At 70.2% G+C, this 26,476-nt stretch carries 27 protein-coding genes; 13 read left to right on the top strand and 14 right to left on the bottom strand.

All coding sequences use genetic code 11. From position 1 onward, the window contains the following. From ATL45_RS29205 to ATL45_RS29185, 5 genes are all read right to left on the bottom strand, one after another. Positions 1-603: a GTP-binding protein gene (locus ATL45_RS29205; protein ID WP_439332502.1), complete on the bottom strand. Its 603-nt coding sequence runs from the start codon at positions 601-603 to the stop codon at positions 1-3. 1 nt (position 604) lies between these two features. Continuing rightward, entirely contained in the window at positions 605-964 is a 360-nt protein-coding gene (locus ATL45_RS29200) for a DUF742 domain-containing protein (protein WP_093156642.1), read from the bottom strand. 2 nt (positions 965-966) lie between these two features. Beyond that, a complete protein-coding gene (locus ATL45_RS29195; protein WP_093156842.1) occupies positions 967-1,383 on the bottom strand; it encodes a roadblock/LC7 domain-containing protein in 417 nt (138 codons plus the stop codon). A 34-nt stretch (positions 1,384-1,417) separates the two neighbouring features. Then, positions 1,418-3,694: a sensor histidine kinase gene (locus ATL45_RS29190; protein WP_170210386.1), complete on the bottom strand. Its 2,277-nt coding sequence runs from the start codon at positions 3,692-3,694 to the stop codon at positions 1,418-1,420. 413 nt (positions 3,695-4,107) lie between these two features. Next, positions 4,108-5,139: a right-handed parallel beta-helix repeat-containing protein gene (locus tag ATL45_RS29185; protein WP_093156645.1), complete on the bottom strand. Its 1,032-nt coding sequence runs from the start codon at positions 5,137-5,139 to the stop codon at positions 4,108-4,110. Between the two features lie 243 nt (positions 5,140-5,382). Between ATL45_RS29185 and ATL45_RS29180 the strand changes: the two genes are divergently transcribed. After that, a complete protein-coding gene (locus tag ATL45_RS29180; RefSeq protein ID WP_246025612.1) occupies positions 5,383-6,201 on the top strand; it encodes a polysaccharide lyase in 819 nt (272 codons plus the stop codon). A 134-nt stretch (positions 6,202-6,335) separates the two neighbouring features. On the opposite strand, the gene ATL45_RS29175 is transcribed toward ATL45_RS29180, so the two are convergent. After that, positions 6,336-7,451 (bottom strand): hypothetical protein, encoded by a 1,116-nt coding sequence (locus ATL45_RS29175; RefSeq protein ID WP_093156646.1) that lies wholly within the window; start codon positions 7,449-7,451, stop codon positions 6,336-6,338. Position 7,452: 1 nt separating this feature from the next. Further along, complete coding sequence (locus ATL45_RS29170; RefSeq protein ID WP_093156845.1) at positions 7,453-8,931, bottom strand: sodium:solute symporter family protein; 1,479 nt, start codon at positions 8,929-8,931, stop codon at positions 7,453-7,455. A 128-nt stretch (positions 8,932-9,059) separates the two neighbouring features. Between ATL45_RS29170 and ATL45_RS29165 the strand changes: the two genes are divergently transcribed. The 4 genes from ATL45_RS29165 to ATL45_RS29150 all read left to right on the top strand — a co-directional run bounded on the left by ATL45_RS29165 (position 9,060) and on the right by ATL45_RS29150 (position 12,213). Next, positions 9,060-9,854 carry an NAD-dependent epimerase/dehydratase family protein gene (locus ATL45_RS29165; protein WP_246025610.1) on the top strand — a complete coding sequence of 265 codons (795 nt, stop codon included), beginning with the start codon at positions 9,060-9,062 and terminating at the stop codon, positions 9,852-9,854. A gap of 272 nt (positions 9,855-10,126) precedes the next feature. Next, positions 10,127-10,939 (top strand): IclR family transcriptional regulator, encoded by an 813-nt coding sequence (locus ATL45_RS29160; protein WP_093156648.1) that lies wholly within the window; start codon positions 10,127-10,129, stop codon positions 10,937-10,939. A gap of 67 nt (positions 10,940-11,006) precedes the next feature. Next, a complete protein-coding gene (locus tag ATL45_RS29155) occupies positions 11,007-11,375 on the top strand; it encodes a VOC family protein (RefSeq protein WP_093156649.1) in 369 nt (122 codons plus the stop codon). Positions 11,376-11,448: 73 nt separating this feature from the next. Next, on the top strand, positions 11,449-12,213 hold the full coding sequence (locus ATL45_RS29150) for an SDR family NAD(P)-dependent oxidoreductase (RefSeq protein WP_093156651.1): 765 nt from the start codon (positions 11,449-11,451) through the stop codon (positions 12,211-12,213). A gap of 57 nt (positions 12,214-12,270) precedes the next feature. Here ATL45_RS29150 and ATL45_RS29145 read toward each other — a convergent pair whose 3' ends face one another. The 4 genes from ATL45_RS29145 to ATL45_RS29130 all read right to left on the bottom strand — a co-directional run bounded on the left by ATL45_RS29145 (position 12,271) and on the right by ATL45_RS29130 (position 15,651). Next, positions 12,271-12,597 (bottom strand): LapA family protein, encoded by a 327-nt coding sequence (locus ATL45_RS29145; RefSeq protein ID WP_246025609.1) that lies wholly within the window; start codon positions 12,595-12,597, stop codon positions 12,271-12,273. A 229-nt stretch (positions 12,598-12,826) separates the two neighbouring features. Next, a complete protein-coding gene (locus tag ATL45_RS29140) occupies positions 12,827-13,585 on the bottom strand; it encodes a sugar phosphate isomerase/epimerase family protein (RefSeq protein ID WP_093156850.1) in 759 nt (252 codons plus the stop codon). A 12-nt stretch (positions 13,586-13,597) separates the two neighbouring features. Then, positions 13,598-14,521: a sugar phosphate isomerase/epimerase family protein gene (locus ATL45_RS29135; RefSeq protein WP_246025608.1), complete on the bottom strand. Its 924-nt coding sequence runs from the start codon at positions 14,519-14,521 to the stop codon at positions 13,598-13,600. After that, entirely contained in the window at positions 14,521-15,651 is a 1,131-nt protein-coding gene (locus ATL45_RS29130; protein ID WP_093156653.1) for a Gfo/Idh/MocA family protein, read from the bottom strand. The genes ATL45_RS29135 and ATL45_RS29130 overlap by 1 nt, the downstream gene beginning before the upstream one ends. A gap of 158 nt (positions 15,652-15,809) precedes the next feature. Between ATL45_RS29130 and ATL45_RS29125 the strand changes: the two genes are divergently transcribed. From ATL45_RS29125 to ATL45_RS29100, 6 genes are all read left to right on the top strand, one after another. Continuing rightward, the gene (locus ATL45_RS29125; protein WP_093156654.1) at positions 15,810-17,033 is read left to right on the top strand and encodes an ROK family transcriptional regulator; all 1,224 of its coding nucleotides are present in this window, start codon (positions 15,810-15,812) and stop codon (positions 17,031-17,033) included. 91 nt (positions 17,034-17,124) lie between these two features. Further along, complete coding sequence (locus ATL45_RS29120) at positions 17,125-18,411, top strand: ABC transporter substrate-binding protein (protein WP_093156655.1); 1,287 nt, start codon at positions 17,125-17,127, stop codon at positions 18,409-18,411. Beyond that, positions 18,411-19,334 (top strand): carbohydrate ABC transporter permease, encoded by a 924-nt coding sequence (locus tag ATL45_RS29115; protein ID WP_093156656.1) that lies wholly within the window; start codon positions 18,411-18,413, stop codon positions 19,332-19,334. Before ATL45_RS29120 ends, ATL45_RS29115 begins: the two co-directional genes overlap by 1 nt. 98 nt (positions 19,335-19,432) lie before the next feature. Beyond that, on the top strand, positions 19,433-20,209 hold the full coding sequence (locus ATL45_RS29110) for a carbohydrate ABC transporter permease (RefSeq protein WP_235863158.1): 777 nt from the start codon (positions 19,433-19,435) through the stop codon (positions 20,207-20,209). Between the two features lie 33 nt (positions 20,210-20,242). Beyond that, on the top strand, positions 20,243-21,322 hold the full coding sequence (locus tag ATL45_RS29105) for a Gfo/Idh/MocA family protein (protein ID WP_093156659.1): 1,080 nt from the start codon (positions 20,243-20,245) through the stop codon (positions 21,320-21,322). After that, positions 21,319-22,062: a ThuA domain-containing protein gene (locus ATL45_RS29100; RefSeq protein ID WP_093156661.1), complete on the top strand. Its 744-nt coding sequence runs from the start codon at positions 21,319-21,321 to the stop codon at positions 22,060-22,062. The genes ATL45_RS29105 and ATL45_RS29100 overlap by 4 nt, the downstream gene beginning before the upstream one ends. A gap of 49 nt (positions 22,063-22,111) precedes the next feature. Here ATL45_RS29100 and ATL45_RS29095 read toward each other — a convergent pair whose 3' ends face one another. Then, entirely contained in the window at positions 22,112-22,681 is a 570-nt protein-coding gene (locus ATL45_RS29095; RefSeq protein ID WP_093156853.1) for a DUF5655 domain-containing protein, read from the bottom strand. Positions 22,682-22,864: 183 nt separating this feature from the next. Here ATL45_RS29095 and ATL45_RS29090 point away from each other — a divergent pair, with 183 nt between their 5' ends. Further along, positions 22,865-23,647 (top strand): RNA ligase family protein, encoded by a 783-nt coding sequence (locus ATL45_RS29090; protein ID WP_093156662.1) that lies wholly within the window; start codon positions 22,865-22,867, stop codon positions 23,645-23,647. Between the two features lie 54 nt (positions 23,648-23,701). Here the strand turns inward: ATL45_RS29090 and ATL45_RS29085 are convergent, their stop codons facing one another. Both ATL45_RS29085 and ATL45_RS29080 read right to left on the bottom strand, forming a co-directional pair. Then, complete coding sequence (locus tag ATL45_RS29085; RefSeq protein WP_211841320.1) at positions 23,702-24,715, bottom strand: PQQ-dependent sugar dehydrogenase; 1,014 nt, start codon at positions 24,713-24,715, stop codon at positions 23,702-23,704. Between the two features lie 125 nt (positions 24,716-24,840). Further along, positions 24,841-25,767, bottom strand: a complete 927-nt coding sequence (locus tag ATL45_RS29080) for an oxygenase MpaB family protein (RefSeq protein ID WP_093156664.1) — start codon at positions 25,765-25,767, stop codon at positions 24,841-24,843. 101 nt (positions 25,768-25,868) lie between these two features. On the opposite strand from ATL45_RS29080, the gene ATL45_RS29075 reads away from it, so the two are divergent. Next, positions 25,869-26,474 (top strand): TetR/AcrR family transcriptional regulator, encoded by a 606-nt coding sequence (locus ATL45_RS29075; protein WP_093156855.1) that lies wholly within the window; start codon positions 25,869-25,871, stop codon positions 26,472-26,474. Positions 26,475-26,476: the final 2 nt, after the last annotated feature.

Genomic DNA, 26,476 nt, shown 5'->3' with positions numbered 1-26,476 from the left:
TCATGTGGACGGGATCTTCTCGATCGCTCGCCGCACCAGGGTGAGCAGCGTTTCCTTGGCGCGCTCCCGCTCCCGCGCGTCGCACAGCACGACCGGGACCTCCGGCGGGATCGTGAGCGCCTCGCGGAGCTCCTCCGGCTCGTAGTGGTAGGCGTCGTCGAAGACGTTGACGGCCACCACGAACGGGATGTCGCGCCGCTCGAAGAAGTCGATCGAGGCGAACCCGTCCTCCAGCTTGCGGGTGTCCACCAGCACCACCGCACCGGCCGCGCCCAGCGCCAAGTCGTTCCACAGCGGCCAGAACCGGTCCTGGCCGGGCGCGCCGAAGAGGTACAGCACGATCTCCTCGGAGATCGTGATGCGCCCGAAGTCCAGCGCGACCGTCGTGGTCGTCTTGCGCTCGAGGCCGGTGAGGTCGTCGACGCCCTCGCTGACGACGGTCATCTCCTCCTCGGTGGTCAGCGGCGGGATCTCGCTGACCGCACCGACGAGCGTCGTCTTGCCCGCCCCGAAACCACCGGCGATCACCAGCTTGACCGGGATCGGGGCCGGGCCCTCCCGGTCCGGGGTGGAACCGCCTGCGGCGGAAGGTCTTTCGACCAGGCTAGAGTCTGGAAAGCCCACGGTACACCTGCTCCAAGATATCTCGGCTGACTTCTGTACGAGGCGAGCGCACGAAGACGGCGCCGTGGTCGAGCAGGTCACCGCACAGGACCCGGACCACTCCGACCGGCTGCCCCAGCTGCACGGCCAGTTCCGCCAGCGACACCGGACGCGCGCAGGCGTCCAGGATCCAGCGGTGTTCCGGGGTGAGCTCGAGCCGCGGGGTCTCCGGCCGCGGCTCGACGGTCAGCACCTGGCTGGCCGTGTCGAGCCGGGTGCTCCTGGTCGGGGTGCGACCGCGCGTGATCGTGTACGGGCGGACGATCGGGCCCGCCTCATCGTCATACCACGCCTCGTCCACGGTCAGGTCCTTTCCGCCACCGCAGCGCGCGCATCCCGGGGCGCGGCCGACAGGAAGCTGCCGACGCGGGTGATCAGCCTGCCCATCTCGTAGGCCACCAGCTCGATGTCGGCGTCGGACGCGCACAGCACGGCCAGGCACGCGCCGCTGCCCGCGGCGGAGACGAACAGGAAGCCGCGCTCCATCTCGACGTGCGTCTGCGCCACCTGCCCGCGGCCGAAGTCCTTGCTGACGCCCTTGCCGATGCTGCGCATGCTCGACGCCGCTGCCGCCAGCTTGTCGGCGGAATCCCGGTCCAGGTCGTCCGACTTGGCGATCACCAGTCCGTCGTTGGACAGCACGACTGCGTGGTCGGCACCGTGCACGCCCTGCACGAAGCCGTCCAGCAGCCAACTCAGTTTCGACGCGGTTTCGGTCATGCCCACCTCACACACTTCTCGTTGTCTGGTCTGCTCACTCGCGGTCGCCCGGCGTATCGCCGAAACCGCCGCGGAAGGCCCGCCGGAACCCGGCCAGCTTGCTGGGCGTGGCGACGACGCCCTGCTCCTCCTGGTCCGGCTCGTCGCGCAAACCGTCTGCCAGGTTCTGCTGGGGAACGCGCTTGGGCAGCGGCGGCCGCGCGTTCTTCGGCTTGCCCCGGTCCTCCTCCGGCGCTGCGGGGGCCGGTTCGGGATCGGGCGCCGGATCCGCCTTGGGCCACTCGTAAGCGGCTTCGGCCGGCTTCGGATCCGGGAGCTCCGGCTGGTCGGTCATGGCCCCGTTCCAGCTCAGCTCGCGCGGCTTGGGCACCGCCGCGAGCTTGTCCTCACCACCGCTCCCGGCACCGAGCGGCCCGCTGCCGTTGCTCGTGGTCAGCTCGGTCTCGGCGTCCAGGAGCCGGTTCGGCAGCAGCACCGTGGCCCGGGTGCCGCCGTAGGCCGAGACGCCGAACTCCACGGCGATGTCGCGGCGGTGCGCCAGCCGCGCCGCGGTGAACAGGCCCAGCTGCTCGGCCTTGTTGCTCTCCAGCACCAGCCGGTCGAACTCCGGCGGTGCGGACATCATCTGGTTGGCGCGGTCCCGGGTCTCCTCGTTCATGCCCAGGCCCTGGTCGGCGATGTCGATCGCGACCCCGCGCGCGACCTCCTTGACGTCCACCTGCACCTGGGTGTTCGGCGGGGAGAACGCGGTGGCGTTGTCGATCAGCTCGGAGATCAGGTGGATGGTGTCGCCGACGGCGGCGCCGTTGATCATCACCTTCGGGACGTGGCCGACGACCACCCGCGAGTACTGGTCGATCTCGGAGATCGACGAGCGCAGCACGTCCATCAGCGCGACCGGCCGGCTCCACCGGCGGCCCGGCTGCTGATCACCGAGCACCAGCAGGTTCTCCACCGTGCGCCGGGCGCGGGTGGTGGAGTTGTCCAGCTCGAACAGCTTGGCCAGCTGCAGCGAGTTCTCCTCGTTCTTCTCCAGCTGGTCGATGGTGCCGTGCATCTGCCGCAGGAGCCGCTGGATGCGGTGCGCCATGCCGACGAACACCACTCGCGCCCCCTGCCGCGCCCGGGTCTCGCCGACCGCGGCGTCCATCGCCTGCCGCTGGAACAGCTGGAGGGCTTGCGCCACCTGGCCGACCTCGTCGGTGCCGTAGTTGTCCAGCGCCGCCGTCTCGGTCTTGACGTCGACCGCTTCGCCCTCGCGCAAACGCCGCACCATCTCGGGCAGCTTGTTCGCCATCACCAGCGACTCGGTGCGCAGGCCCTGCAGCCGGGTCAGAAGCGCTTCGTCGACCACCGACCGGTACACGCGGCGGGCGTAGACGAAGGACGCGAGCGCGACCACCAGCGCGGCGAGGCTGCCCCACAGCACCGTCCACAGCGTGTCCGCGCCGAGGTCCACCGCGGCGGCGGAGACCTCGTCCGCCTGCATGGTCACCAGCGCGGAGAGCTCGTTGCCGACCTCGTTGGAGACCCGGCGCCACTCGTCGCGCGTGATCGGCAGCGCGTCGCCGTCCATGCCGGGGTTGGCGATGAGCCGGTCCTCGGCCGCGACCAGCTGCTGCCAGGCCGGGCTGACCAGCAGTTTCTCGTACCGGGTGTGCACCTCGGGGTGCATGCTGGAAACGTTCTGCTCCAGCGTGCTGTGGTACGAGTCGATGTAGCGGGTGAGCTGCCGGTGCTGCTCGGCGCTCATCCGGCCGGTGTCGAGCACGGTGCCGACCAGCGATGTCTCGCGGGAGAACATGTCCGATGCGCGGAGCAGGTCGGTCGCGGCGATCGCGCCCTGCCGGGTGTCCGGGTCGAGGGTGAGCTGCGCCTGGACGTCGGCCATCCGGGTGGCGGTGTCGAAGAGGGTGTCGTAGAAGTCGACGACCTCACCGCTGGAGATCTGCCCGGAGACCAGCCTGGCGCGGATGCCTTCCATCCGCTCCAGGTTGTCGACCAGCTCGTTCATCGCGCGCTGGATCTCCACCGGTGCTGATTCGATCAGACCGCTGGCGATCCGGTTCATCTCGGAGACCGCGCGGTCCGTCCGGCGCTGCTGGTCGAGCAGTTCCGCCGAGTCCCGCCCGGGCTGCTCAACGGTTTCGAGGGTCAGCAGGCGTTCCTTCTTGACCTCCTCCAGCGCGGACATCGCGGGCAGCGACATCTGCCGGACGCTGGTGGCGACGGCCTGGGTGTAGATGGCCTCGAAGGCGAACAGGGCGCAGCCGACCGCCCAGAGGACGAAGACGACGATCCACGGGATCACGACCGACCACGTCAACCGCGACCGGATCGAGTTCTGCCCGGCCCGGCGTCTTCTCGATTTTTCAGGAGGAGCCAAGGGCTCGTTCTGGGTTGTCACTTCCATGCACTCTCAAATGTTCTGGCCCGTGCGGAAACCGTCCACGCCGAAATGCAGCGCGCGACCGCGAACGGCCGGCGCGCTGCCACCAGGCGCTGCTCGATCAGCGTGCTGCTCCGGCTCCTCTCCGCCTCCGACCGCGGTGTCCGCACATCCGCTCGTTCGGCGCGCTCGCTTTTCCCCCCATGCGAACGCACTGTATCGAACTAAGATCATCCGATCGTGATCGAACTGCACTTTGCAGTGAGTCGTCCCGCACAGTTCGTGCGTCGACCACGCCAGCCCAGCTCCTTACCGCCGGACGGACCAATCATCGGTCATCCGATCGGCTCCACATCGGAGAATCCGGACCCGGCGTTGAGCACCGTGTTGTCCCGGTAGACCTCGTTGCGCTGGTCGCCGCAGCGCTCGTCGTGCGGCAGCTGGAAGCCGTAGCCGGCCGCCTGCACATCGGCGTGGTTGTCGTGGAACACGTTGCGGCAGCCCCAGCCGTCGACCCGCTGGATCACCTTGAAGCCGTGCTCGAAGGACTTCACCCCGCGGTTGCCGGAGATCCGGTAGCCGTTGCCCTTGGCGCCGACCCAGCTCTCCGCCGAGTTCTGGCCGGTCATGCCCTGCCCGTCGAAGGAGTTGCGCAGCACCTCGCCGTCCGCGGTGCCCTCCTTGATGTCCACGTGCTCGGCGCGGACGTCGGGGCCGAGGCGGTTGTCCAGCGCCTTGTTGCGATCGCTGCGGTCCGGCTGGCCGGGTGCGTCGCCGTACTTGTCCCAGTTGCTCTCCGCCGAACCGAAGTAGAGCCCCTCGCCGTACTGCGGCTGCTCGGTGCCGGTGTTGTGCACGTAGGAGTTCTGGATGACGTTGTCGGAGCTGGTGGCCCGGAAGTGCACGCCCTCGTCTCCGGTCTCGCGCACCTCCACGCCGTCGATGACGTTGTTGTTGGAGCGGTCCAGCACGATTCCCTTGGCCGACTTCTCCACGGTGAAACCGCGCAGGCGCCAGTGGTTCGCGCCGTTGAGGTGCAGGCCGTATCCGCAGTAGGTGACGTCGCGGCCGTCGGGGACGTTGGGGTCGCAGCCCTTCTGCGTGTTGGACAGCACCGCATCGGCGGGCCCGGTCAGCGTGATCGGCGCCGCCTCGGTTCCGCTGAGCGTGGTGAAGAAGGTGCCGTCGTAGCTGCCGGGGGCGAGTTCGATGGTGTCGCCGGGCTCGGCCTGCGCCAGGGCCTGGACGAGTTCCTCCGCATTGGTCACCGGGATCACCGCGCGCTCGGCGGCGACCGCCGTCGCCGTCGCGGTCAGCGCGAGCCCGGCGGTCAGCACCGCGATCCGCCGCAGTCTGCTGGTCGACATCGTTCCTCCTCGCAGAAGCCGTTCGACGGGCCGGCGGCGGAACGCCCGCGGACCGGGAGTCCGGTCGCAGATCACCTTGTCGGATCTGGGAAAAATCGTCAACGAGCCGGAAGGATGCCCGCAACGGCGGGTTGACCGACCGGCCGTTGCTGGTGTGTGCTGGGAATCCGCCGGGATCTTCCCGGCGTGGACCGCTCCGCCGCCCGGTCGACATCGAAGCACTACCGATGCGAGGTGGACGACGTGCGGAAACGACGATTGACCGGGCTGACCGGAATCGCCATGGCGGCGCTGCTGGCGCTGTCGGCGGCTCCCGGCGGGGCCTCCCCCGCGGCCGAGCCGTGGAGCGGCGGTTTCGCCGACTTCCCGAGCGATTCCTGGAAGCAGCAGTGGGGTTTCGTCGCCGAGGGCGACTGGGGCTTCGACCGGATGAACCCGCAGGGCGAGGAGCTCGACGTCTTCTACGGCAAGGGCTCCTCGGCACCGTCGTGCGGCGACTGCCCGAGCGAGGGCGGCGGCCAGTTCTACACCGACTTCCGCTCGATCGGCCGCGACGACCTGGCCGACGCGCCGGTGCTGCACCTGAGCTACCAGGTGCGCTTCCCCGCCGACTGGGACTTCGGGCAGCGCGGCGGGAAGCTGCCGGGCCTCTACGGCGGCCCGCCCGGGCAGGCCAGCGGTGGCGAGCACGGCGACGCGTGGTCGACCCGCTACATGTGGCGGATCCGCAGCGACGAGCCGAAGGCCACGGTGTACGTCTACGACCCGTCGATGGGCGACGGCTACGGCGAGGACGTCGGACTGGGCTCGTGGCTCTGGCAGGCCGACGACCAGTGGCACACCGTCGAGCAGGCGGTGGACCGCACCAACGGCACCATCACCATCTGGTACGACGGGCGGGAAGTGCTCAACGAGCAGGGCATCCGCGAGATCGCCGACATCCCGTTCTCGGGAATCTTCTTCTCCACCTTCTTCGGCGGCCACGACACCTCCTGGGGCCCGAGCAAGGACGTGAACGCCCAGTTCCGCGACTTCCGCGTCGCCGAATCCAGAACGCGCTGACTGTCGTGACCGCGCGGACCGGCTTCTCCCACTCGCGGCAGCCGGACGCGTAGCGGAGCCGGGGGCTCGTTCCCGCCGCCAAGTGTTCCGAGCCCCCGGCCCACCACCACCGACCCGTCGAGGTCGGCGAGCTCTCACCCCGCCCGGTGCGCTTCCTCGACGGCGCGGCGCAGGTGCGGCCAACGCGCGGGACCGGCCAGGCCGAGGTGGTAGAGGTGCAGTTCGTCCGCGCCGGCGGCGCGGAGTTCTCGCACGTACTGCGTCATGTCAGGCACTTCCGGGCCGACCGCCGTCACGTAGGCACCGATGTCCGCGGAGCTCACGGCGCTCGCGGAAGCCACCTCGGCCAGGCCCGAGGGCTTCCAGCACGGAACCACGACTCCGTCCACCTCTCCGGCCGCCGCGGGGGTAAGGCCCGGCAGCGCTCCCGTCGCCCACGGATCCGCGCTGGCGTGCAGGAGCACTCGCCGCTGCGCGCCGATCTGCTTGCACACCTCCTGCCGCAGCCGGTCGGTGGCGCGTTGCCGGGTGTCCAGCAGCACGGCCCGGACCTCGGCGGGCAACCGGTTTTCGGCCTGCTCGCCGCTGATGAGCCGTAGCGCTTCGTTTCGCAGCAGTTCGCGAGTCGCGACCGGATCGATCCCCCGCTCGGCCCAGCTCTCGGTGCACGCCGGGCAGCAGCACACCGACAGCACCCGCACCGCCTCGGGCGACCACACCGCGTCGGTCTTCTCGTGCTGGTGCTGGTGCACGGCGCCGAGCTGTCCGCACGCCTCCAGCACCACCGTCCGCACGTCCAGGTCGGTGAGCGCTTCCGCGGTCAGCCGGGCCGCGAACTCGCACACCTCCTCGTGCGCCGGGCACAGCGCCCACGGGTAGTGCTCGCCGAAGCAGTTCTGCACGCTGTACTCCGGAAAAGCGCTGCCCAGCAACGAGTTGTGGGTGAGCACGAGCCAGGCCGCGGCCGGGATGCCTGCGCCGGTCAGCGAGCGGATCGCATCGCCCGCGCTGTCCGGTGAATCCACCCAGTCGGCCGGTGCCGGACGCAGCACGCCCCACCCGGCGCGCACCGGGCGGTACAGCGCGGCGTGCCGGGCGAGGACGCTGGTCCCGCGCTTCGACCACGGCGTCGCGGCCCGCGCGCTGTGGTAGGCGACCGCGACGGCGACCTCGTCCACGCCGAGTTCCGTTGCGCGGCCCAGGAAGTCCGCGTCCACGTCCCACGGGTAGCTGTATCCGGTGACCTGCACGTCAGCTCCTGATCGCCGGTTCGTCGTCCAGCACTTCCAGCATCTCGTCGATCTGCTCGGTGCGCTCCGAGGCGACCAGTCCCAGTCCGATGTAGAGGACCAGGGAGACCAGGATCGGGGTGGCCACAGTGGCCGTCTGGTCGGCGTCGAGGCCGTAGTAGAGCACGCCGTAGGTGAGCAGCCCGCCCGCCCAGGACACGATCGCCGCGCGTGCGCCGCAGCGGCGGAACCACGGCAGCATGCCCAGCAGCAGCGGCACCGAGATGGGTCCCATCAGCGCGGCCACCCAGGAGACCACGATGGACAGCACACCGCCGAGGTGCTGCGCCTGCGTGGCCACCACCATGCTCAGCACGATGAAGCTGAACGTCGCGATCCGCCCGGTGCGCAACCGCTGGTGCTCGGTGAAGCGGCGCGCCTTGCGCCACAGCACCGGCAGCATGTCGCGGGTGATCACCGCCGAGATCGCGTTGGCGTCGGAGGCCACCATGGCCATGGTGTGGGAGAACATCCCCGCCAGCACCAGCCCGATCATGCCGGGCGGCAGCAGCGCCTGGGTCATCGCCGCGTAGGACGTGGTCGGGTCCTCCAGGCCGGGCACGAACAGCGGCGCGGCGAACATCGGGAACATCAGCACCAGCGGCCAGAGCAGGTACAGCGCCGAGGACAGCAGCGCACCGCGGCGGGCTTCGCGGGAACCGGGCGCGGCCATGTAGCGCTGCGCCAGGTTCCACATCCCCCCGTTGTACTCCAGCGTCTTGACCAGCACGTACACCAGCAGGAACACGGTGGTGTAGTCACCGGTGACCGGCGAGGTGCGCCCGGCGGGCAGCCGGTCCCACATCGTCCACAGCCCGGAGATGCCGCCGAGCCCGTCCAGCACCGCCCAGATCATCACGATGCCCGCCGCCGCCTGGATGACGAACTGGCCGAAGTCGGTGAGCGCATCGGCCCACAGGCCACCGGCGGTGCAGTACAGCAGGGTGACCGTGCCGGTGATCACGATGCCCCACAGCAGCGGCACCCCGGCGAAGGAGTTCAGCAGGACGGCCACCGCGAACCACTTCGAGGCCACGTCGAAGACCTTCAGCGAGGAACCGCTCCAGGCCAGCACCTGCTGCGCCGGGACGTTGTAGCGGCGGGCCAGGAACTCCAGCGGCGAGGCCACGCCGAACCTGGTGCGCAGCCGGTTCCACCTGGCGGCGAACAGCCAGGCGCCGATCGCCACGCCGATGCCGATGCTGGCGAATCCCCAGAAGTACACCGTGACGCCGTCGGTGTAGGCGACACCGGCGTAGGCCACGAACATCACCGCGCTGTAGCCGGACATGTGGTGGGAGATCCCGGCCAGCCACCACGGCATCCGGCCGCCCGCGATGAAGAAGTCCGCGTCGGTCTTGACCCTGCGGTGCGACCACCAGCCGATGAGCACCATCAGCCCGAAGTAACCGCACACCATTGCCCAGTCGAGAGCGTGCACCGGCCCGACCCCTTCGCCGTTCACATACTTGAACGATGGACTGGTTATCGAATAAGTTCGTTCATTGGAATTCTGCCGCGAAACGCTAGTATGACCCAGATCACGTGTCAACCGAAGGGAGCGGCAAGTTGACGCAACGCATCCTGATCACCGGCGCGGCGGGCGGAATCGGCACGCTGCTGCGGCCGCGACTGCGCCGGCCCGACCGGATCCTGCGCCTGCTGGACATCGCCCCGCTCCCGCCGCCGCAACCGGACGAGGCGGTGGAGCTGGTTCACGGCTCGCTGACCGATCCGGAGGTGATGGCCGCGGCCTGCCGGGACGTCGACGCCGTGCTGCACCTGGGCGGGCACAGCCGCGAGAACAGCTGGCGCGAAACGCTTTCGGTGAACATCGACGGCACCCACACGGTGCTGGAGGCGGCCCGCGCAGCCGGTGTCGGACGAGTCGTGCTCGCCTCCAGCAACCACGCCGCCGGCTTCCGCGAAGTGGCCGACGCCGGTCCCGGCGGACTGCCCGCCGACTCGCCACCCCGGCCGGACACCTACTACGGCGTGAGCAAGGCGGCGATCGAAGCCCTGGGCAGCCTGTACCACTCGCGCTTCGGCATGGACGTCATCTGCGTCCGCATCGGCTCCTGCTTCGAGCGCCCGGCCGACGTGCGCGCGCTGTCGCTGTGGATGTCGCCGGACGACGGAGCGCGGCTGTTCGAAGCCTGCCTCACCCACCCGGCGCCCGGATACCGGGTCGTCTGGGGCGTTTCGGCCAACACCCGCCAGGTCTGCTCACCGGACGAGGCCGCGGAACTGGGCTACCTGCCCGAAGACGACGCGGAGCGGTTCGCCGCCGAACTCCCGCCGGGCGAACAGCACCGCTACCTCGGCGGCCCCTTCACCACCGCCCCGCTCGGCATCCCGAACTGAGGCGATTTCCATTGAAGTTTTTCCATCCTCGTTCTGCGTGGCGGTGCGGGTGGCGGAACCTCAGACGCCGTCTGGTCTCCGGGATCCCGTTCTGATGTATGTCCGTCAGACGTCCGATTTCCATTGAAATCGCATCCGGACGCCGGGACCGCCGCTCCGGCACCGGCCGGGTGCCGCACTCAGCACCTGTCCGCGCCGATTCCGATGAACAACGTTCATGTATGCGAACGGAGTACCGGCCCTACTAGGATCGTGAACGCAGTGGTGCAGCGATGGAGGAGGACGTGGACATGGCCCGACCGGCAGCCGCTGGCAGCGCATCCGAAGCGGCCGGGGTGAAGTCGGCGCGGCGCGCGATCGACCTGGTCGAGGCCTTCGCCGCGCACCCCTCCTGGCTGTCGCTGTCGGACCTGCACGCCAAGACCGGCTTCCCGCGCTCCAGCCTGCACGGGCTGCTGCGCACGCTGCTGGACGCGGGCTGGCTGGAGTCCGATTCCAGCAACACCCGGTACCGGTTGGGTGCGCGGGCCCTGATCTGCGGCACCGCCTACCTGGACCGCGACCCGGCGATCCGCTTCGCCACCGAGGCCCTGGAGGAGCTGCGCGAGCAGACCGGGTTCACCACCCACTACGCGCGCCTGGTCGGCAGCCAGGTGGTCTACCTGGAAACCCGCGAATCGCAGCGATCCACCTACCTGACCTCCAAGATCGGCCGCACGCTGCCCGCGCACGCCACGGCGCTGGGCAAGGCGCTGCTGGCGGAGCTGACGCGCGAGGAAGTCGCCGCGCTGCTGCCGAAGCCGCTGCCGACGCTGACCGAGAACACCCTGGTGTCGCTGGAGCAGCTGGACGAAGCCTGCGCCACCGCCCGCGAACGCGGCTACGCGGCCGAGGTGGAGGAGGGCACGCCCGGGATCCGCTGCGTGGCCGCGGTCGTCCCGTACCGCATCCCGGGCACCGACGCGATCAGCTGCTCGATGCCGATCGACCAGACCACCGACGCGAAGGCCCGCAAGACCGGCGAGCTCCTGACCAAGGTCACCGCCGAACTGGCCCAGCGCCTGCGCCGCGAAGGAATCCGGTAGCCCGGCTTCCCGATGAGTTCCGCTCCTGCGGCCGGTCTGCATCCGGACCGGACCGGGAGGAGCGAGCATGGGATCGATGACGCGGGTCTACTGCGGTGTGCCGGTGACCGACCGGAACGCGGCTCTCGAGTGGTTCGCGGTGTTCTTCGGCCGCCCGGCGGACGAAGTGGTCGGTGACGAAGCGCTCTGGTCGATCAGCGACACCGCGTGGATCTTCGTCGCCGAGCGCGATCGCGCGGGTGGCGCGCTGATCACCATCGAGGTGACGGGGCTGGACGACGTCCTGGCGCGGCTCGCCGCCCACGGCATCGGCCACGAGCCGGTGGAGACCTACGACAACGGTGTGCGGCACGTCGTCGTCCTCGACCCGGACGGCAACAGCATCTCGCTCGCCGAAGCGCCACGCGGTGATTCGACGCCCCAACGCGATGGCTGATTACCGCCAGCACTGATGCCGACGCGCGACGAGCATGGGATTCATCCGATCACGGCGAACATTCGAGGAAGAGATGAACACGGCGCGTTTCGAGTCCAAAGTGGTCCTGGTCACCGGAGCCACCTCCGGCATCGGCGAGGCCACGAGCCGGCGGCTGGCCGCCGAAGGTGCGGCGGTGGTCCTGGGAGCTCGCAGCAAGGACGTCGGTGAGCAACTGGCGGCCGACATCAGCGCGGCGGGCGGCCGGGCGCTGTTCGTGCCCACCGATGTGACGGTGGAAGCCGAGGTCGAAGCGCTGGTGCGCGCGGCGGTGGACGAGTTCGGCCGGCTCGACGGCGCGTTCAACAACGCGGGTGCGATCAACGCGTTCGGCGCTGTGCAGGACATCGCCGCGGACGGTTGGCAGGCGGACATCGAGCTCAACCTGAGCAGTGTCTACTTCGGTCTGAAGCACCAGGTTCCGGCGATCCTCGCCTCCGGCGGCGGGGCGATCCTCAACAACGCCTCGAACCTGGGTCTGGTGGGCATGGGCAGCGTTTCGCCCTACGTGGCGGCGAAGCACGGCGTGGTCGGCCTGACGAAGGCGGTCGCGCTGGAGAACGCCGCGCGAGGAATCCGCGTCAACGCCATCGCCCCCGCCGCGGTGGACACCCCGGCGTTCCGCAGCAGCATGGGCGCGACGCCGGAGGGCGAAGCGCAGATCGCCGCCCTGCACCCGGTGGGCCGGATCTCCCAGCCCGAGGAGATCGCCGCGTTCGCGGCGTTCCTGCTCAGCGACGAGGCCAGCTTCATCACCGGCGCCAGCCTGTCGATCGACGGCGGGTTCACCACGCAGTGACCCGGCACGTCGTGCGCGGATCTCCCAGCCCCTCGGGAGATCCGCGCACGACCCCGTTCACTCCGGCTTGACCGCGCGGTGCTTGGCGGAGCGCCGCAGCTGCAGGATCCGCGCCGTGCCGATGAGCGCGACCAGCAACGCACCGGCCAGCACGGAGAAGAGCATCGCCACGCCCAGCGGCAGCGTGCCCGCGGTCCACAGGAACCGCACGGTCACGGAGTCGAAGTTCTGCAGGATGAAGACGAGCAGGAACACGAGCACGACCGCGGCGATGACGACCGAAACCCAGATGCCACCGGTCCGCGTCCGCTCCAACCGCTCGGCGCGATCCGCCTCGTCCCCGCGCCGTCCACTGCCGACCCCGTTCGCCCCGTTCTCAGCCATGCGAACCATCATCATCACCAACCCGCCCCAACCCGGTCCCCCGCGCCGACCCGTCACCCGATCCAGCGACGGCAAACGCGGTGAAGGACACTTCGTGCAGTTGCCAAGAGGTGCCTCGTGTGGGACGACTGCCGGGTTGCTCGGCCCCGCCAACGTGCTCTTCTCGACCTCGCGCACTCCCCGCCGACCATCGGGCGACGGCGTTCAAGCTGCGAGCCCGCGCTCTCGCTCAGATGGAGGTGAGGGTGGTGGCGTTGGCGGCGAGGAGGTCGAACGGGTCCAGGTCCGTGGTGTCGATTTCGACCACGTGCCAGGGGTTTCCGGGTGCGACGCGGAGAACAGCCGGGATGTCGACGCGGCCGGTGCCGATCGGCGTTTGCGGTGCTCCCGGCTCCGCCGGGCCGTCCTTGAGGTGGACGGCGATCACCCGGTCCCCGAGCGAGGCCAGCACCGCCGCCGGGTCGGCGCCCGCCGCGACCGCCCAGTAGACGTCCAGCTCGGCGAGCAGGCTTGCGCTCGTGCGCTGCCAGAACCGGTCGTAGCCGGTGGTGCCGTCGGGCAGCCGGGCCCATTCGAACCAGTGGTTGTGGTAGCCCAGGCGCAGCTCCGCCGATTCGGCTGCCGCACCGAGGACATCGGCGAAGGCGTCGACCCGGGCCGGGTCGGCGAAGGTCTCCTCGCCGAAGCCCGGGACCAGGCGCGGGTGCGGGACGAACGCCGTGTCCGCGCCCAGGATCGCGCACTCCTCTTCGAGTTCCGCGAGATCTCCGGGCAGTCCGGCGTGCACCGCCGAGACCGCCAGGCCCGCCGCGTCCAGGTCCGTGCGCAGGGACCGGGCCGCGGTCAGGCGTTCGGCCGGTGTCCGGTCCGGGGAGCCGAGGCCGAACGGCTCGACGTGGCGGAAGCCGATCGCGGCCAGCTTCGCCAGGGTCGCGGGCCGGTCGGCGGCGAGCTGGTCGCGAACGCTGTAGAGCTGAACGGAGAGCACCGCCACCCCCGGTCAGCCGGCGATCAGCGGACGCAGGGTCCGGTGCGCGAAGTCCAGCCCGTGCGTGATGCGCTCGTCGTCGCCGCTCCACACCGGGTCCTCGTGCTCCACCGAGAGAGTTCCGGTGAAGCCGTGCTCGTAGAGCCGGTCCACCACGCGCCGCCAGTCGACCTGACCCAGGCCCGGCACGCGGAAGCGCCACCAGCCCATGTCCCACGGGTCGCCGCCCTTGTCGGCCTTGCCGAAGAAGCCGTACCGGTTGCGCGCGACCGGGTCCAGCTCCACGTCCTTGGCCTGGGCGTGCACGATGCGGTCGATGTAAGGCGCGATCGTCTCCACCGGGTCGATGCCGATCCAGGTCAGGTGCGAGGGATCCCAGTTCAGGTACAGGCCGAGGCCGAACATCCACTCCCACAGCTCCGGCGAGTACGCCAGGTTGCCGGGGTAGCCGTCCGGGTGCCAGCCCTCCATCACGCAGTTCTCCACGATGATCTTCACATCGCGCTCGCCCGCGTAGTCCACCAGCTCCGGGAAGATCCGCTCCGCCTCGGCGAGGTTGTCGGCCACCGGCTTCGTCCAGTCGCGGCCCACGAAGGTCCCGACGTAGGGCACGCCGAGCGCCTGCGCGGCGTCGATCGCGTGCCGCAGGTGGGTGCGGATCTCCTCGCGCCGCACCGGATCCGGGTGCAGGTTGTTCTCGTAGTAGGCGAAGGCCGACAGCGCCAGGCCGTGCTCGTCGAACAGCGCCAGGGTCTCCTCGACCTCGCGCGGGCCGAAGTCGGCGACCGGCAGGTGCGCCGCCTCGAAGTCGCGGCCGCCGGTGCCGGGCCAGACCGCCACCTCCAGCGCCTCGTAACCGGCCTGCTTCGCCCAGCGGGCGATCCGGTCCAGCGACCACTGCGGGAGGCACGCGGTGAGCATTCCGAGCTGCATCATCACACCTTCGTCCAGGAACCGTTGCGGGCCGAGCGGAGGACGGCGTCGACCAGCCGCGCCGAGCGCAGGCCGTCCTCGAACGTGGGCAGACCATCCGGGCTGCCGCCGTCGATCGCGGCGTAGGTGTCCGCGACGAACGCCTCGAAGCACTGGGCGTAGCCCTGCGCGTGGCCGGCGGGCAGCGTCGACAGCCGCCGCTGCTCGGGCGACCCGTGTTCGGGGTCGCGCACCAGGATGCGGTTGCCGTCGGTGCCGCCGAGCCAGATCCGCTCCGGCTCCTCCTGGTCGAAGACCGCGCTGCCGCGGGCGCCGTCGAGCTCGAACCACAACCGGTTCTTCCGCCCGGCCGCGACCTGCGAGATCGTCGCCGAGCCCAGCACGCCGGAGGCGGTGCGCAGCAGCAGCGCCGCGGAGTCCTCGGTGCGCACCTCGACCCGGTCGCCGGAGTGCTCGGCGGGGCCCGCGAAGGTCGGCCCGGCCGCGGCCGGGCGCGTCGGGATCGCGATGCTCAGCGCCGCGAGCAGATCGGTGAACGTCTCCCCCGACACCCACTGCACCAGATCGCACCAGTGCGAGCCGATGTCGGCGAAGGCCCGCGACGCACCGCCCAGCTCCGGGTCGACGCGCCAGCTGGAGGCGTCCGGCGAGAGCATCCAGTCCTGCAGGTAGCTGCCGTGCAGCAGGTTCCAGGCGCCGAACTCCCCCGCCAGGCGCCGCGCCCGGATCTCCCGCACCACGGGGTGGTAGCGGTAGACGAACGGGACCGTGGCGATCCGGTCGCTCGCACCGGCCGCGGCGGCCATGCGCTCGGCCTCGGCGAGCGAGATCCCCAGCGGCTTCTCGCAGATCACGTGCTTGCCGGCGCGCAGCGCGGCTTCGGCGAACGGCGCGTGGGTGGCGTTGGGCGTGCAGATGTGCACGACGTCGACGCGGTCGTCGGCCAGCACGTCGGCGAGCTCGCCGTAGGCCGACGCACTCCAGCGCTCGGCCACCTCGCCGGAGCGCGCCGGTGAGGACGCCAGCACGCCGACCACGTCGGCTCCGGCGAGCAGCGCCGCGCGGCGGTGCACTTCGCCGATCATCCCGGCGCCCAAGATGGCCACGCCGCGCCCGGACGGTCCAGGGCTCACGGGGAGCCTCCTTCATCGGATCAGTTGACTTCTGCGGGTGTCTCACGCCCGATTTACGTCGAGGTCAAAACTAGATCTCCATCTTTTGACCGACAAGAGCTAATATTTATTTTCTTTTCAGTCATAAATTAGCGGTATTTCGGGCGGGAGCTGCGACGATGGGATGGGAACCGGTCCGCTTGGCGGTGCCGAGGACGTCCGGACGGACCGACGACAACCTGGTGCACAGCAGCCTGGCGCGACTGATCGCCTCGGGTGCGGCCGAGAGCAGGGTCGAGCTGGTGCGCGCCACCGGCCTGTCGCGGTCCACAGTGCACAGCCACCTGGACGCGCTGATCACGGCCGGGGTCGTCGTCGAACGCGGCCCGGTCGGCAGCGGTGGCAGGGGCCGCCCGGCGCACCGGCTGGCGATCGCCCCGCGCGCCGGCGTCGTGCTCGCCGCCGACGTCGGCGTGCACAGCACCCGGCTCGCGGTCGCCGACCTCGGCCAGGACGTGCTCGCCGAGGGCGAGGTGGAGTTGGAGATCTCGGTCGGCCCGGAACGTTCGCTGGACGTGCTCACCGACCACCTGCGCAAGCTGCTGGCCGACGCCGGGATGCCGCTGGAGAAGGTGAAAGCGCTGGTGATGGGGCTGCCCGGCCCGGTGGATCCGCGGATGGGCATGCCGGTGCGACCGCCGATCATGCCCGGCTGGGACGGCTTCCCGGTCGGCGACGCGATGGCCTCCCGGTTCGCCTGCACCGCCGCGGTGGACAACGACGTCAACCTGATGGCGCTCGGCGAGGCCCGCGCGCTGCCGGTCGAGGAAGCCCCGCTGCTGTTCCTGAAGGTCGGCACCGGCATAGGCGGCGGCATCGTCTCGGCAGGTGGAGAGCTGCACCGCGGTTCCGACGGCGCCGCAGGCGACATCGGGCACATCCGGGTGCCGGGCGCCGACGACGTGGTCTGCCAGTGCGGCAACGTCGGCTGCGTCGAGGCCGTCGCCTCCGCCGACGCGGTGCTGCGCGCGCTGCGCACCGAGCAGGGCGGTCCGCGCAGCGTGGAGGACCTGGCGCGGCTGCTGCGCGACGGCGATGCCACGGCAGTGCGACAGGTCCGCACGGCCGCGGCGACGATCGGTGAGGTCGTGGCCATGCTGGTGCATTTCTACAACCCGAAGCGGATCGTCCTGGGTGGACTCATCACCTCTGCGGGCGACGACCTGCTCGCCGGGATCCGCAGCGTGGTCTACCGCCGAGCCCTGCCGCTGGCGACCCGGCACCTGTCGCTGGCCAACAGCACGCTCGGCCGCTCCGCGGGGCTGGCGGGCGCGGTGGTGGCGGGCATCGAGAACGTGCTCTCCGCCGACGGGATTCGCGGCCTGCTGCGGGAAAACCCTTGACACCCCGCGTTCCCGCGACTAACCATTTGAGCGTCTCACGCCGCAGTGCCCCGGGTACCACCACCGACGGACCCCGCGAAGCGGAGAGACCATGCAGCTGAGACGCACGCCCGCGTGGGCGGTTCTCGCCACCACCGCAGCGATCACCCTCACCGGCTGCGTCAGCGCCCCGGCCACCGGCCCGATCGGCGAGCACGCACCACAAGCCCCCGTGCTGGATCCCGCGATCGCCGACGGCGCCGCTGGAGACGTGACGATCTGCGGCAACCGGGACAACGGAACGTACTCGAAGCTCACCGAGTCGTTCAACGCCAAGGACACCGGCGTCACCGCGCACTACCTGGAGATCGGGCAGGACACCGACTCGACCCGGACGCAAGCGATCCAGCGCCTCGAAGGCGGTTCCCGCGGCTGCGACATCTACCTGATGGACGTGACCTGGGTCAGCGAGTGGGCCGCGCAGGGCTGGATCCAGGACCACAGCAGGCTGGTCGAAGCGCACCGCAGCGACCTCATACCGTCCACATTGGAGACCGCGCGCTACGACGGGCGCTTCTGGGCGGTGCCGCTCTACACCAACGCGGGCCTGCTGTTCTACCGCCAGGACCGGGTACCACCGCCGACCACCTGGTCGCAGGTCTACGCCAGCGCCGCTGCCGACCCGCAGCACCAGGTGGAGATGCAGGGCAAGCGCTACGAGGGCCTCACGGTGAACTTCCTGGAGATGCTCTACTCCGCGGGCGGGTCGGTGATCGACGAGCGCGGCAACGTCACCGTCGACTCGCCGCAGACCCGCGCCGTGCTCCGGCTGCTGACCGAGGGCCTGGAGTCGGGAGCGGTCGACCGGGCGAGCCTGACCTACGACGAGGACGGCGGGCGGCGGGCCTACGAGTCCGGCCGCGCCGGATACCTGCGGCAGTGGCCGAGCGCGCTGAAGCAGATCGAGCAGACCGGGGCCGGTCCGGGCACCGCGGTGGCCGCGCTGCCCGCCTTCGACGAGCACAGCCGGCCGGCTGCGGTGCTCGGCGGCTGGAACCTCGCGGTCGCGGCCAAGGCCGACAACCCCGCCGGTTCGGTGGCCGTCATCGACTACGCCACCAGCGCCGAGTTCCAGAAGATCATGGTGCTGGAGCACTCCCAGGCCCCGGTGCACGCCGCCACCTACGACGACCCGCAGGTGATCGCCGAGCTGCCGTTCATCCCGCAGCTCAAGCAGTCGGTGCTCAGCGCGAAGCCGCGCCCGAAGTCGCCGGTGTACGCGCAGCTGTCCCGCGCCGTCTACCGCAACGTCTACCAGGTGATCTCCGGGCAGACCGACGTGGAATCGGGCGTGCGGAAGATGGCCGAGGACGTCCGGACCGCCCAGGAGACCTTCTGATGACCACGACGACACCGACCCGGCAGCGCCGCCGGGTCGACCAGCAGCAGCGGCGCACCGCGGTGTGGATGGTCTCGCCCGCGCTGGTGGTGATGTTCCTGGTGGCCGCGGTGCCGATCGGCTACGCGGTGTGGCTGTCGCTGAACGTCTACAGCGTCCGGCAGGCCGACCTGTCCCAGTTCGTCGGGCTGACCAACTACTGGCACGCGCTGACCTCGCCGGAGTGGTGGGCGGCGTTCCGCCAGACGTTCCTCTTCGCGATCGTGTCGGTGTTCCTGGAGATCGTGCTCGGCGTCGCGATGGCCCTGCTGCTCAACCTGGCCTTCCGCGGGCGGGGTCTGCTGCGCTCCACGCTGCTGGTCCCCTACGCCGTGCTCACGGTGGTCTCGGCGATCACCTGGCAGGCGATGTTCGAGACCAACCTCGGCCTCGTCACCGGCGTGCTGCGCGCGCTCGGCCTGCCCGGCGGCGAGCACGTGTGGCTGGCCGAACCCGGCTACGCGATGACGGTGATCATCGTCGCCGACGTGTGGAAGACGGCACCGTTCGTGGCGCTGCTCGTGCTGGCCGGGCTGCAGGTCATCCCACCCGACGTCTACGAGGCCGCCGACCTGGACGGGGCGAGCCGCTGGCAGACCTTCTGGCGGGTCACGCTGCCGCTGCTGCGCCCGGCGATCGCGCTGGCCGCGATCTTCCGGTTGCTGGACGCGCTGCGCATCTTCGACCTGCCGTTCGTGCTGACCAAGGGAGCCAGCGGCACCGAGACCATGTCCATGCTCGCCTACCAGGAACTGCGCGAGGGACGGCTGATCGGCCCCGGCTCGGCGCTGTCGATCCTGACCTTCGCCACGGTGATGGTGGTGTCGCTGGTCTACATCCGCTTCGCGGGCGGCAACATCCGCGACGTCGCGAAGGAGCGCTGATGGCGACCGTCCTCGTCCCCGTCAAGACCACCGCACCGGCCCTGCCGCGGGACCGCCAGCGGCTCCGGCCGCTGACGCTGGCCTTCGCCGTGCTGGTGATGCTGGCCTCGCTGGTGCCGTTCTACTGGCTGATCAACACCTCGCTGAAGACCGGCGCCGAGCTCTCCTCGGGCAGCCTGTTCCCCACCGCGCCATCGCTGCAGAACTACCTCGAAGTGCTGCAGGACGGGAAGTTCCTGACCGCGCTGGGCAATTCGGTGATCGTCGGCGTGGTCACCACCTCGCTGGCGCTGCTGCTGGCGTCGTTCGCCGCCTACGCGCTGGCACGGCTCGCGCTGCCCCGCAAGGGCCTGATCCTCGCGGCGGTGCTGTCGGTGACCACGTTCCCGGTCATCGCGATCGCGGCGCCGATGTTCAAGATCTGGAGCGACCTGGGCATCTACGACACGCTGCCCGGGCTGATCATCCCGAAGCTCACCTTCGCGCTGCCGATGGCGATCTTCGTGCTCACCTCGTTCTTCCGCGAAATCCCCTTCGAGCTCGAGGAATCCGCGCTGATCGACGGCGCCACCCCGTTCCAGGCGTTCCGCAAGGTGATCCTGCCGCTGGCGGTGCCCGGCATCGCCACCACCGCGATCCTGGTGTTCATCTCGGTGTGGAACGAGTTCCTGCTCGCCGTCACCCTGACCTCCACGCCGACCTCCCGCACGGTGCCGGTGGCGATCGCGTTCTTCGCGGGCACCAACGAGTTCGAGCAACCCATCGGCACCATCAGCGCGGCCTCGGTGATCGTCACCCTCCCGCTGCTCCTGCTGGTGCTGCTGTTCCAGAAGCGCATCGTCGCCGGCCTAACCGCCGGAGCGATCAAAGGCTGAAACCACCCGTCAAAGGTGAAGGAGACCGCATCCATGAGTCCGATCCGGGTCGGCGTCATCGGCATCGGCTGGGCCGGCCAGCAGCACCTGGCCGCCTACCGCGACCTGCCGGATGTCGAGATCGTCGCGATCGCGGGCAAGGAACCGGAACTGCTGCGCTCGCTCGGCGAGCAGTACGGCGCGACGATGCTGTTCGAGAGCTGGGAGAAGCTGCTGGAGGTGCCCGACCTCGACGCGGTCAGCATCGCGGTGCCGACGTTCCTGCACGCACCGATCGCGATCGCCGCGCTCAAGCGCGGGCTGCACGTGCTCAGCGAGAAACCCTTGGCCCGCAACGGGGTCGAGGGCCAGCAGATGGTCGAGGCCGCCCGCTCCGCGGGCCGGGTGCTGGACGTGGTGTTCAACCACCGGTTGCGCGGCGACATCCAGGCGCTCGGCGAGATCATCGGGCGCGGCGATCTGGGTCGGCCGTACTACGCGAAGGCGTCGTGGATGCGCCGCCGCGGCATCCCGCTGCTGGGCAGCTGGTTCACCAACCAGGAGATGTCCGGCGGCGGCCCGCTGGCCGACATCGGCGTGCACGTCCTGGACTACGCGCTGTTCCTGCTGGGCGAGCCGCGCGTGCTGTCGGTCAACGCGGTCACCTACTCCGAGCTCGGCCACCGCGGGATCGGCGGCATGAAGCGGGAAACGGCCGACCAGAGCGTCTCCGAGTACGAGGTCGAGGACTTCGCGGCGGCGTTCGTGCGCCTGGAGGGCGGTGCGACGCTGGTGCTGGAGACCTCCTGGGCGGCGTTCCGCAGCCCGGACGACCTGATCGACTTCAGCGTCCTGGGCACCGACGGCGGCGCGGAGCTCAAAGCCGTCGGAGCGACCAAGGCAGCGGTCGGCGACCTGCACGTGTACCGCGACGCCGACGGTGACATCGCCGACTACCAGCCCGCGGCCGAGCCGGGCCGCGCGCACGCCGGAGTGGTGGAGAACTTCATCGACGTCCTCCGCGACCCGGCCCGGTGGCCCGCCAACGACGGCTCCCTCGCCCTGAAGCGAGCCCGCGTCATCGACGCCTGCTACCAGTCCGCCGCCGAGAACAAGGAGATCGTGGTCGAGTGAGCAAGCTCCGCATCACCGTCTGGAACGAAGGCGTGCACGAGTCCACCCAGGACCCGGCCGGGATGGACGAGTACTACCCCGACGGCATCCACGGCGCGATCGCGTCCGGGATCCGCGAGCAGCTCCCGGACGCCACCGTGCGCACCGCCCTGCTCAGCGATCCCGAGCACGGGCTGCCGGAAGAGGTGCTGGCCGACACCGACGTCCTGCTGTGGTGGGGCCACAAGGCGCACGGCCAGGTCGACGACGCCGTGGTGGACCGGGTGCAGCGGCACGTGCTCGGCGGCATGGGCCTGCTGGTCCTGCACTCCGGGCACTTCTCCAAGATCTTCACCCGCCTGCTGGGCACCACCTGCTCGCTGAGCTGGCGCAACGCAGCCGAGCGCGAGGTGGTGTGGACGGTGGACCCGACGCACCCGATCGCCGAAGGGATCCCGAACCCGCTGGTGATCCCGGAGCAGGAGACCTACGGCGAGTTCTTCGACATCCCGGCCCCGGACGAACTGATCTTCATCAGCTCCTTCACCGGCGGCGAGGTCTTCCGCTCCGGAGTGACCTTCAACCGCGGCAAGGGCCGGATCTTCTACTTCAGCCCCGGCGACGAGCGCTACCCGGTCTACAACCAGCCGGAGATCAGGAGAGTCCTGGCCAACGGAATCACCTGGGCGGCCAGGCCCGGCGTCGACCGCACCATCCCCGAGGTCTCCAACCCGCCCCGGGACTGGTACCTCGAGAGCTGACCATCCTGATGGCACCTCTCGCCCGGCGGGAGGTGCCATCGGCAGGCGGTCAGCCGTTCTGGCCGTAGGCTGCTTCGAGGAGCGATTCGACCTCCGCGTCGACGTCGTCAGAGGTGGTCAGGGCGATCTTGTGGGTCGACTGGCCGGGCCCCTTGGACGGCTTCAGCCGGGGTGAGTCCGGCGCCTCCACGAAGCGGAGCCCGAGGTCCACCCGGGTCTTGGTGGCGGCGACCGCGGCAAACTGGCGAGCGCGGACGAACGGCGTGTAGGTGCTCCGGCCCTCCACCGCGACGTCGCCGAGGGCCTCGGCCAGTTCGCGGACCCGGTCGAAGATCGGCCGCAGTGCAGCCTTCACGCCCTCGTACTGGCCGTCGATGTAGTCCTCGACCGTCGGCCGCTCCCAGCCCGCGGCCCGAGCGGCGGCGTCCGCGATCGCCCACTGCGAGTTCTGCGGGATGCCGTGCTGCTCCTTGAGCCAGCCGCGCACGGCCTTCTGGTCGAGCGGATCGGGCCCTTCGGCTTGGACGAGCCGCACCCACTCCTCCAGCGACCTGCCGGTCCGTTCCCGCATGCTCTCGGTCACGGCGGCCATCATGTCGCCGGGAGACCTGTTCACCATGCGCCGCAGCATAGTTCCAGCCGACCGGATGCACCTGCGATGAAGCTCGCCGGTCAGCGGCCAGGTGATCACGGTGCCGCGCCTTGCGGTCGAACGCGCGAAATTCGCTGCGCGCCGCGGAGTTCCCGTGCCATGATCGCCGCGTTCCACATCCCGCGACGACAGGCAAGAGTTGGACCTGCGATGACCTTCGACCTGCGGAGCACGGATCTCTCCGCGCTCAACTCGCTCACCAAGTACCCGTCCATCCCGACCTACCACGAGCTCGACCCGTCCAACGGCGGTCTGCTCGACTCCGTCGTCGAGTACTCGGGACAGGTGATCGGCACCGAGAAGATCGACGGCACCAACGCGCGGATCATCTCGTTGCCCGACGGCAGCTACCTGCTCGGCAGCCGGGAAGAACTCCTCTACGCCAAGGGAGATCTCATCGGCAACCCGGCACAGGGCATCGTGGCGGCCCTGCAGCCGCTGGCCGAGACGATCGCACCGGTCACCGAGGACGTCATCCGGGTGCACTACCTCGAGGTGTACGGCGGGAAGGTCACCGCGGCGAGCAAGCAGTACACCGGTGCGCGCACCGTGGGCTTCCGGATCTTCGACGCGGTCGTGATCGGCGACTACCGCGAGATCATGGCGCTGCCACCGCAGAAGCTGTCGGAGTGGCGGGATAGCGGTGGCCAGCCGTTCCTGACCGAATCCGAGCTGACCGGGCTCGCCGAGCGCGACGACGTGCCGCTCGCTCCGCGACTGTTCTCCGTGGACGCCGCCGAGCTTCCCACCGAACTCGACAAGACCCGCGACTTCCTCGGCGAGCACCTCCCTCGCACCCGCAGCGCGCTCGACGAAGGTGCCTGCGGTGCGGCGGAAGGAATCGTGCTGCGCACCGCGGACCGATCGGTGATCGCCAAAGCGCGCTTCAAGGACTACGACCGCACGCTGAAGCGCCGAGGCGGCAAGCGGTGACCGAACGCCCCTCCTGCTGGTCTCGGGGATCGGCTGGAGGGGCGTTCGCCGGTGTTACGGGGTGACGCTGAGGATCTGGTCGTCGTCGGGGCCGGGGTTTCCGTTGTTGTCCTGGTTGGAGGTCGTCACCCAGAGGGTGCCGTCCGGGGCCGAGACCGGCGTGCGGAGGCGGCCGTACTCGCCGGCGAGCAGCGCGGTCGGCTCACCGACCGAGCCGTCGCCGTTGAGCGGGATCTGCCAGAGGCGCTGGCCGCGCAGGGCCGCGACGTAGATGTTGCCGTCGTGCACCGCCAGGCCGCTGGGCGAGGACTCGCGGGTCGGCCAGGTCACCAGCGGGTCGGTGAACTCGTCGTTGCCGCACTCGCCCTCGCACTCGGGCCAGCCGTAGTTCTTGCCGCCCTCGATCAGGTTGACCTCGTCCCAGGTCGCGTCGCCGAGCTCCGAGGAGTACAGCCTGCCCGCGTCGTCCCAGCCCAGGCCCTGCGGGTTGCGGTGGCCCAGCGAGTAGATCAGCGAGTCGCCGAACGGGTTGTCCGGGGCCGGTTTCCCGTCGGTGGTCATCCGCAGGATCTTGCCGTTGAGCGAGTTCGGGTCCTGCGCGCTGGGCTTGTCCTGGGCGTCGCCGGTGGCGGCGTAGAGCATGCCGTCCGGGCCGAACGCCAGCCGGCCGCCGTTGTGGTAGCGGTTCTTCTCGATGCCGGTCAGGATCGGCTGCGGTGCCTCACCCAGGCGCAGCTTCGCGATCCGGTTGTCCTCGCTGGTGCTGTAGAAGACGAACACCGTCTGGTCGGACTCGAACTGCGGCGACACGGCCAGGCCCATCAGCCCGCCCTCGCCGTTGGTCGGCTCGGAGTCCTCGACCTTCTGCACCTCGGCGACCTGACCGTCCTTGAGGGACATGATCTGCCCGGTGTCGCGCTGGGTGAACAGCGCCGAGCCGTCGGGCAGGAACGCCAGTCCCCACGGGATGTCCAAGCCGGTGGCCACCGGCTTGACCTCGGCCGCGGCGGCTGCCGGGGTGAGGGCCAACATGAGCGCGGCGACGACCGCGCAGGTGCGACGGATCATCAACGACCTCCTCCCATCGCGGGCGCACGAGCGCGCGCGAACATAGCGGTGAGGCGGCGGTTCACCACTGGTGATCACAGCACGCACCGGCGCGGGCGCGTACCGCCACCAGGAGTCACCTGGTTTCAGCCGGTCTGCGCGGGCGAGTAGTGCTTGGGGTCGTCGCGGCGGTCCGGCGGCGGGAGGTAGCGGGACGGGGTTTCCACCAGCGGCGCATCGGCCGGGGTCTTGCCGCGCACGCGGTGCCAGCCCGCGCGGGCGCGCGGGTGGTACCGCAGCTCGAACGGCACCAGGCGCCAGGCGACGGCGAGCGCGCGCCCCAGCAGGCGCAGGAGCCGCTCGTCGCGCGCGGTCCACCGGTAGCCGAGCTTGTCGCGGATGGCCTGGTCGTAGACACCGACGGTGAGCCAGACGAAGCCGCGGCTGATCGGGATGCGGGCGAGCTTCCACAGCGGCGCGGGCAGCCAGCGCAGCGCGGGCGGCTTGCCGATCCGTGAGATGTCCAGGACGTCGCGGGTGGCCTTGTTGTCCTCCAGCACCTCGCGGCACATGCGGTCCCAGTACGCCTTGAAGCTCGGCCAGTCCGGCGGCACCGGGCGCATGCTCATCCCGTACAGGCGGTACCACTGCACGCCCTCGGCGTAGATCTGCTCCTTCTGCTCCTCGGTGAGCGGTTCGCCGAAGTGCTCGTTGATCAGGATGGGCATCACCAGGAACGTCGAGTGCGCCCAGAAGTAGGTGTCCGGGTTGAGCGCGTGGTAGGACCGCCCGTGCTTGTCGACGCCCTTGATCGTGTCGTGGTAGCCGCGCACCTGCCGCGCGGTCTGCTCGGCGCGCGGGCCGTCGTAGATCACCCCGCCGATCGGGTACAGGGACCGGAATAGCCGTTCCCAGCGCTCGTCGAAGAACTGCGAGTGCTGCTCGACGCCCGCGCCCAGCTGCGGGTGCATGTTCTGCATCGACCCGGCCCACAGCGCCAGCAGCAGGCCGCGCCAGTCGCCGAAGTAGCGCCACATGAGCGAGTCCGGACCGAGCGGTGTCGGCTTCGACATCGGTGCTCCCTCCAGAACTGAGGACACCTGTCGTCAAAGTAGGATCGCGGCGGGTGCCCGTCAACGACCACCGCGCTGAACCAACCGAGCGGAGCAACCGGATGACGTGGGGCGGAACCAGCCTCAAGCAGCGCCGATCCGCGCGGCGGGCGAAGCTGCTCGAAGTCGGCCTGGAACTGCTGGGCACGCAGGGCAGCGCGGCCGTGACGGTCCGCTCGGTGTGCCGCCACGCCAAGCTCACCGACCGCTACTTCTACGAGAGCTTCGCCGACCGGGACGCCCTGCTGCTGGCGGTGTACGACCAGGTCGCCGAGGAGGCGCGAGCCGCACTGGGAGCAGCGGTGGCGAACACCGAGGGCACCCGGGAAGCGGTCGCGACAGCCGCGGTCGAAGCGTTCCTCGCCGTGCTCACCGACGACCCGCGCAAGGGCCGGGTGCTGCTGCTGGAACCCGTGACCGACGCGACGCTCAGCAGCCGGGGCGCCGAGCTGATGCCGGTGTTCGCCGACCTGATCCGGTCCGAACTCGACGAGGAGGCCGCCGGCCTGGGCGCGCGGATGACGGCGACGGCGCTCATTGGCGCGCTGACGAACCTCTTCATCCGCTGGCTGGACGGCAGCCTCCCCGCCACGCACGAGCAGCTGGTCGACTACTGCGTGAAACTCCTCCTCACCGCGACCTCTCTGGTCGACGACCACACGACCTAGCC

The organism is Saccharopolyspora antimicrobica (assembly GCF_003635025.1).
In the GTDB taxonomy this organism is placed as follows: Bacteria; Actinomycetota; Actinomycetes; order Mycobacteriales; family Pseudonocardiaceae; genus Saccharopolyspora; species Saccharopolyspora antimicrobica.
This window is presented reverse-complemented; position numbering and strand designations above follow the sequence as displayed.

What these genes read in the sequence shown, in the direction of transcription:
- ATL45_RS29105 (WP_093156659.1), top strand. Translation starts at nt 20,243, where the DNA reads ATGAGTCCGATCCGGGTCGGCGTCATCGGCATCGGCTGGGCCGGCCAG.
- ATL45_RS29095 (WP_093156853.1), bottom strand. Translation starts at nt 22,681, where the DNA reads ATGGTGAACAGGTCTCCCGGCGACATGATGGCCGCCGTGACCGAGAGC.
- ATL45_RS29185 (WP_093156645.1), bottom strand. Translation starts at nt 5,139, where the DNA reads ATGTCGACCAGCAGACTGCGGCGGATCGCGGTGCTGACCGCCGGGCTC.
- ATL45_RS29080 (WP_093156664.1), bottom strand. Translation starts at nt 25,767, where the DNA reads ATGTCGAAGCCGACACCGCTCGGTCCGGACTCGCTCATGTGGCGCTAC.
- ATL45_RS29090 (WP_093156662.1), top strand. Translation starts at nt 22,865, where the DNA reads ATGACCTTCGACCTGCGGAGCACGGATCTCTCCGCGCTCAACTCGCTC.
- ATL45_RS29155 (WP_093156649.1), top strand. Translation starts at nt 11,007, where the DNA reads ATGGGATCGATGACGCGGGTCTACTGCGGTGTGCCGGTGACCGACCGG.
- ATL45_RS29120 (WP_093156655.1), top strand. Translation starts at nt 17,125, where the DNA reads ATGCAGCTGAGACGCACGCCCGCGTGGGCGGTTCTCGCCACCACCGCA.
- ATL45_RS29195 (WP_093156842.1), bottom strand. Translation starts at nt 1,383, where the DNA reads ATGACCGAAACCGCGTCGAAACTGAGTTGGCTGCTGGACGGCTTCGTG.
- ATL45_RS29085 (WP_211841320.1), bottom strand. Translation starts at nt 24,715, where the DNA reads ATGATCCGTCGCACCTGCGCGGTCGTCGCCGCGCTCATGTTGGCCCTC.
- ATL45_RS29150 (WP_093156651.1), top strand. Translation starts at nt 11,449, where the DNA reads ATGAACACGGCGCGTTTCGAGTCCAAAGTGGTCCTGGTCACCGGAGCC.
- ATL45_RS29125 (WP_093156654.1), top strand. Translation starts at nt 15,810, where the DNA reads ATGGGATGGGAACCGGTCCGCTTGGCGGTGCCGAGGACGTCCGGACGG.
- ATL45_RS29115 (WP_093156656.1), top strand. Translation starts at nt 18,411, where the DNA reads ATGACCACGACGACACCGACCCGGCAGCGCCGCCGGGTCGACCAGCAG.
- ATL45_RS29075 (WP_093156855.1), top strand. Translation starts at nt 25,869, where the DNA reads ATGACGTGGGGCGGAACCAGCCTCAAGCAGCGCCGATCCGCGCGGCGG.
- ATL45_RS29135 (WP_246025608.1), bottom strand. Translation starts at nt 14,521, where the DNA reads ATGATGCAGCTCGGAATGCTCACCGCGTGCCTCCCGCAGTGGTCGCTG.
- ATL45_RS29160 (WP_093156648.1), top strand. Translation starts at nt 10,127, where the DNA reads ATGGAGGAGGACGTGGACATGGCCCGACCGGCAGCCGCTGGCAGCGCA.
- ATL45_RS29110 (WP_235863158.1), top strand. Translation starts at nt 19,433, where the DNA reads ATGCTGGCCTCGCTGGTGCCGTTCTACTGGCTGATCAACACCTCGCTG.
- ATL45_RS29145 (WP_246025609.1), bottom strand. Translation starts at nt 12,597, where the DNA reads ATGGCTGAGAACGGGGCGAACGGGGTCGGCAGTGGACGGCGCGGGGAC.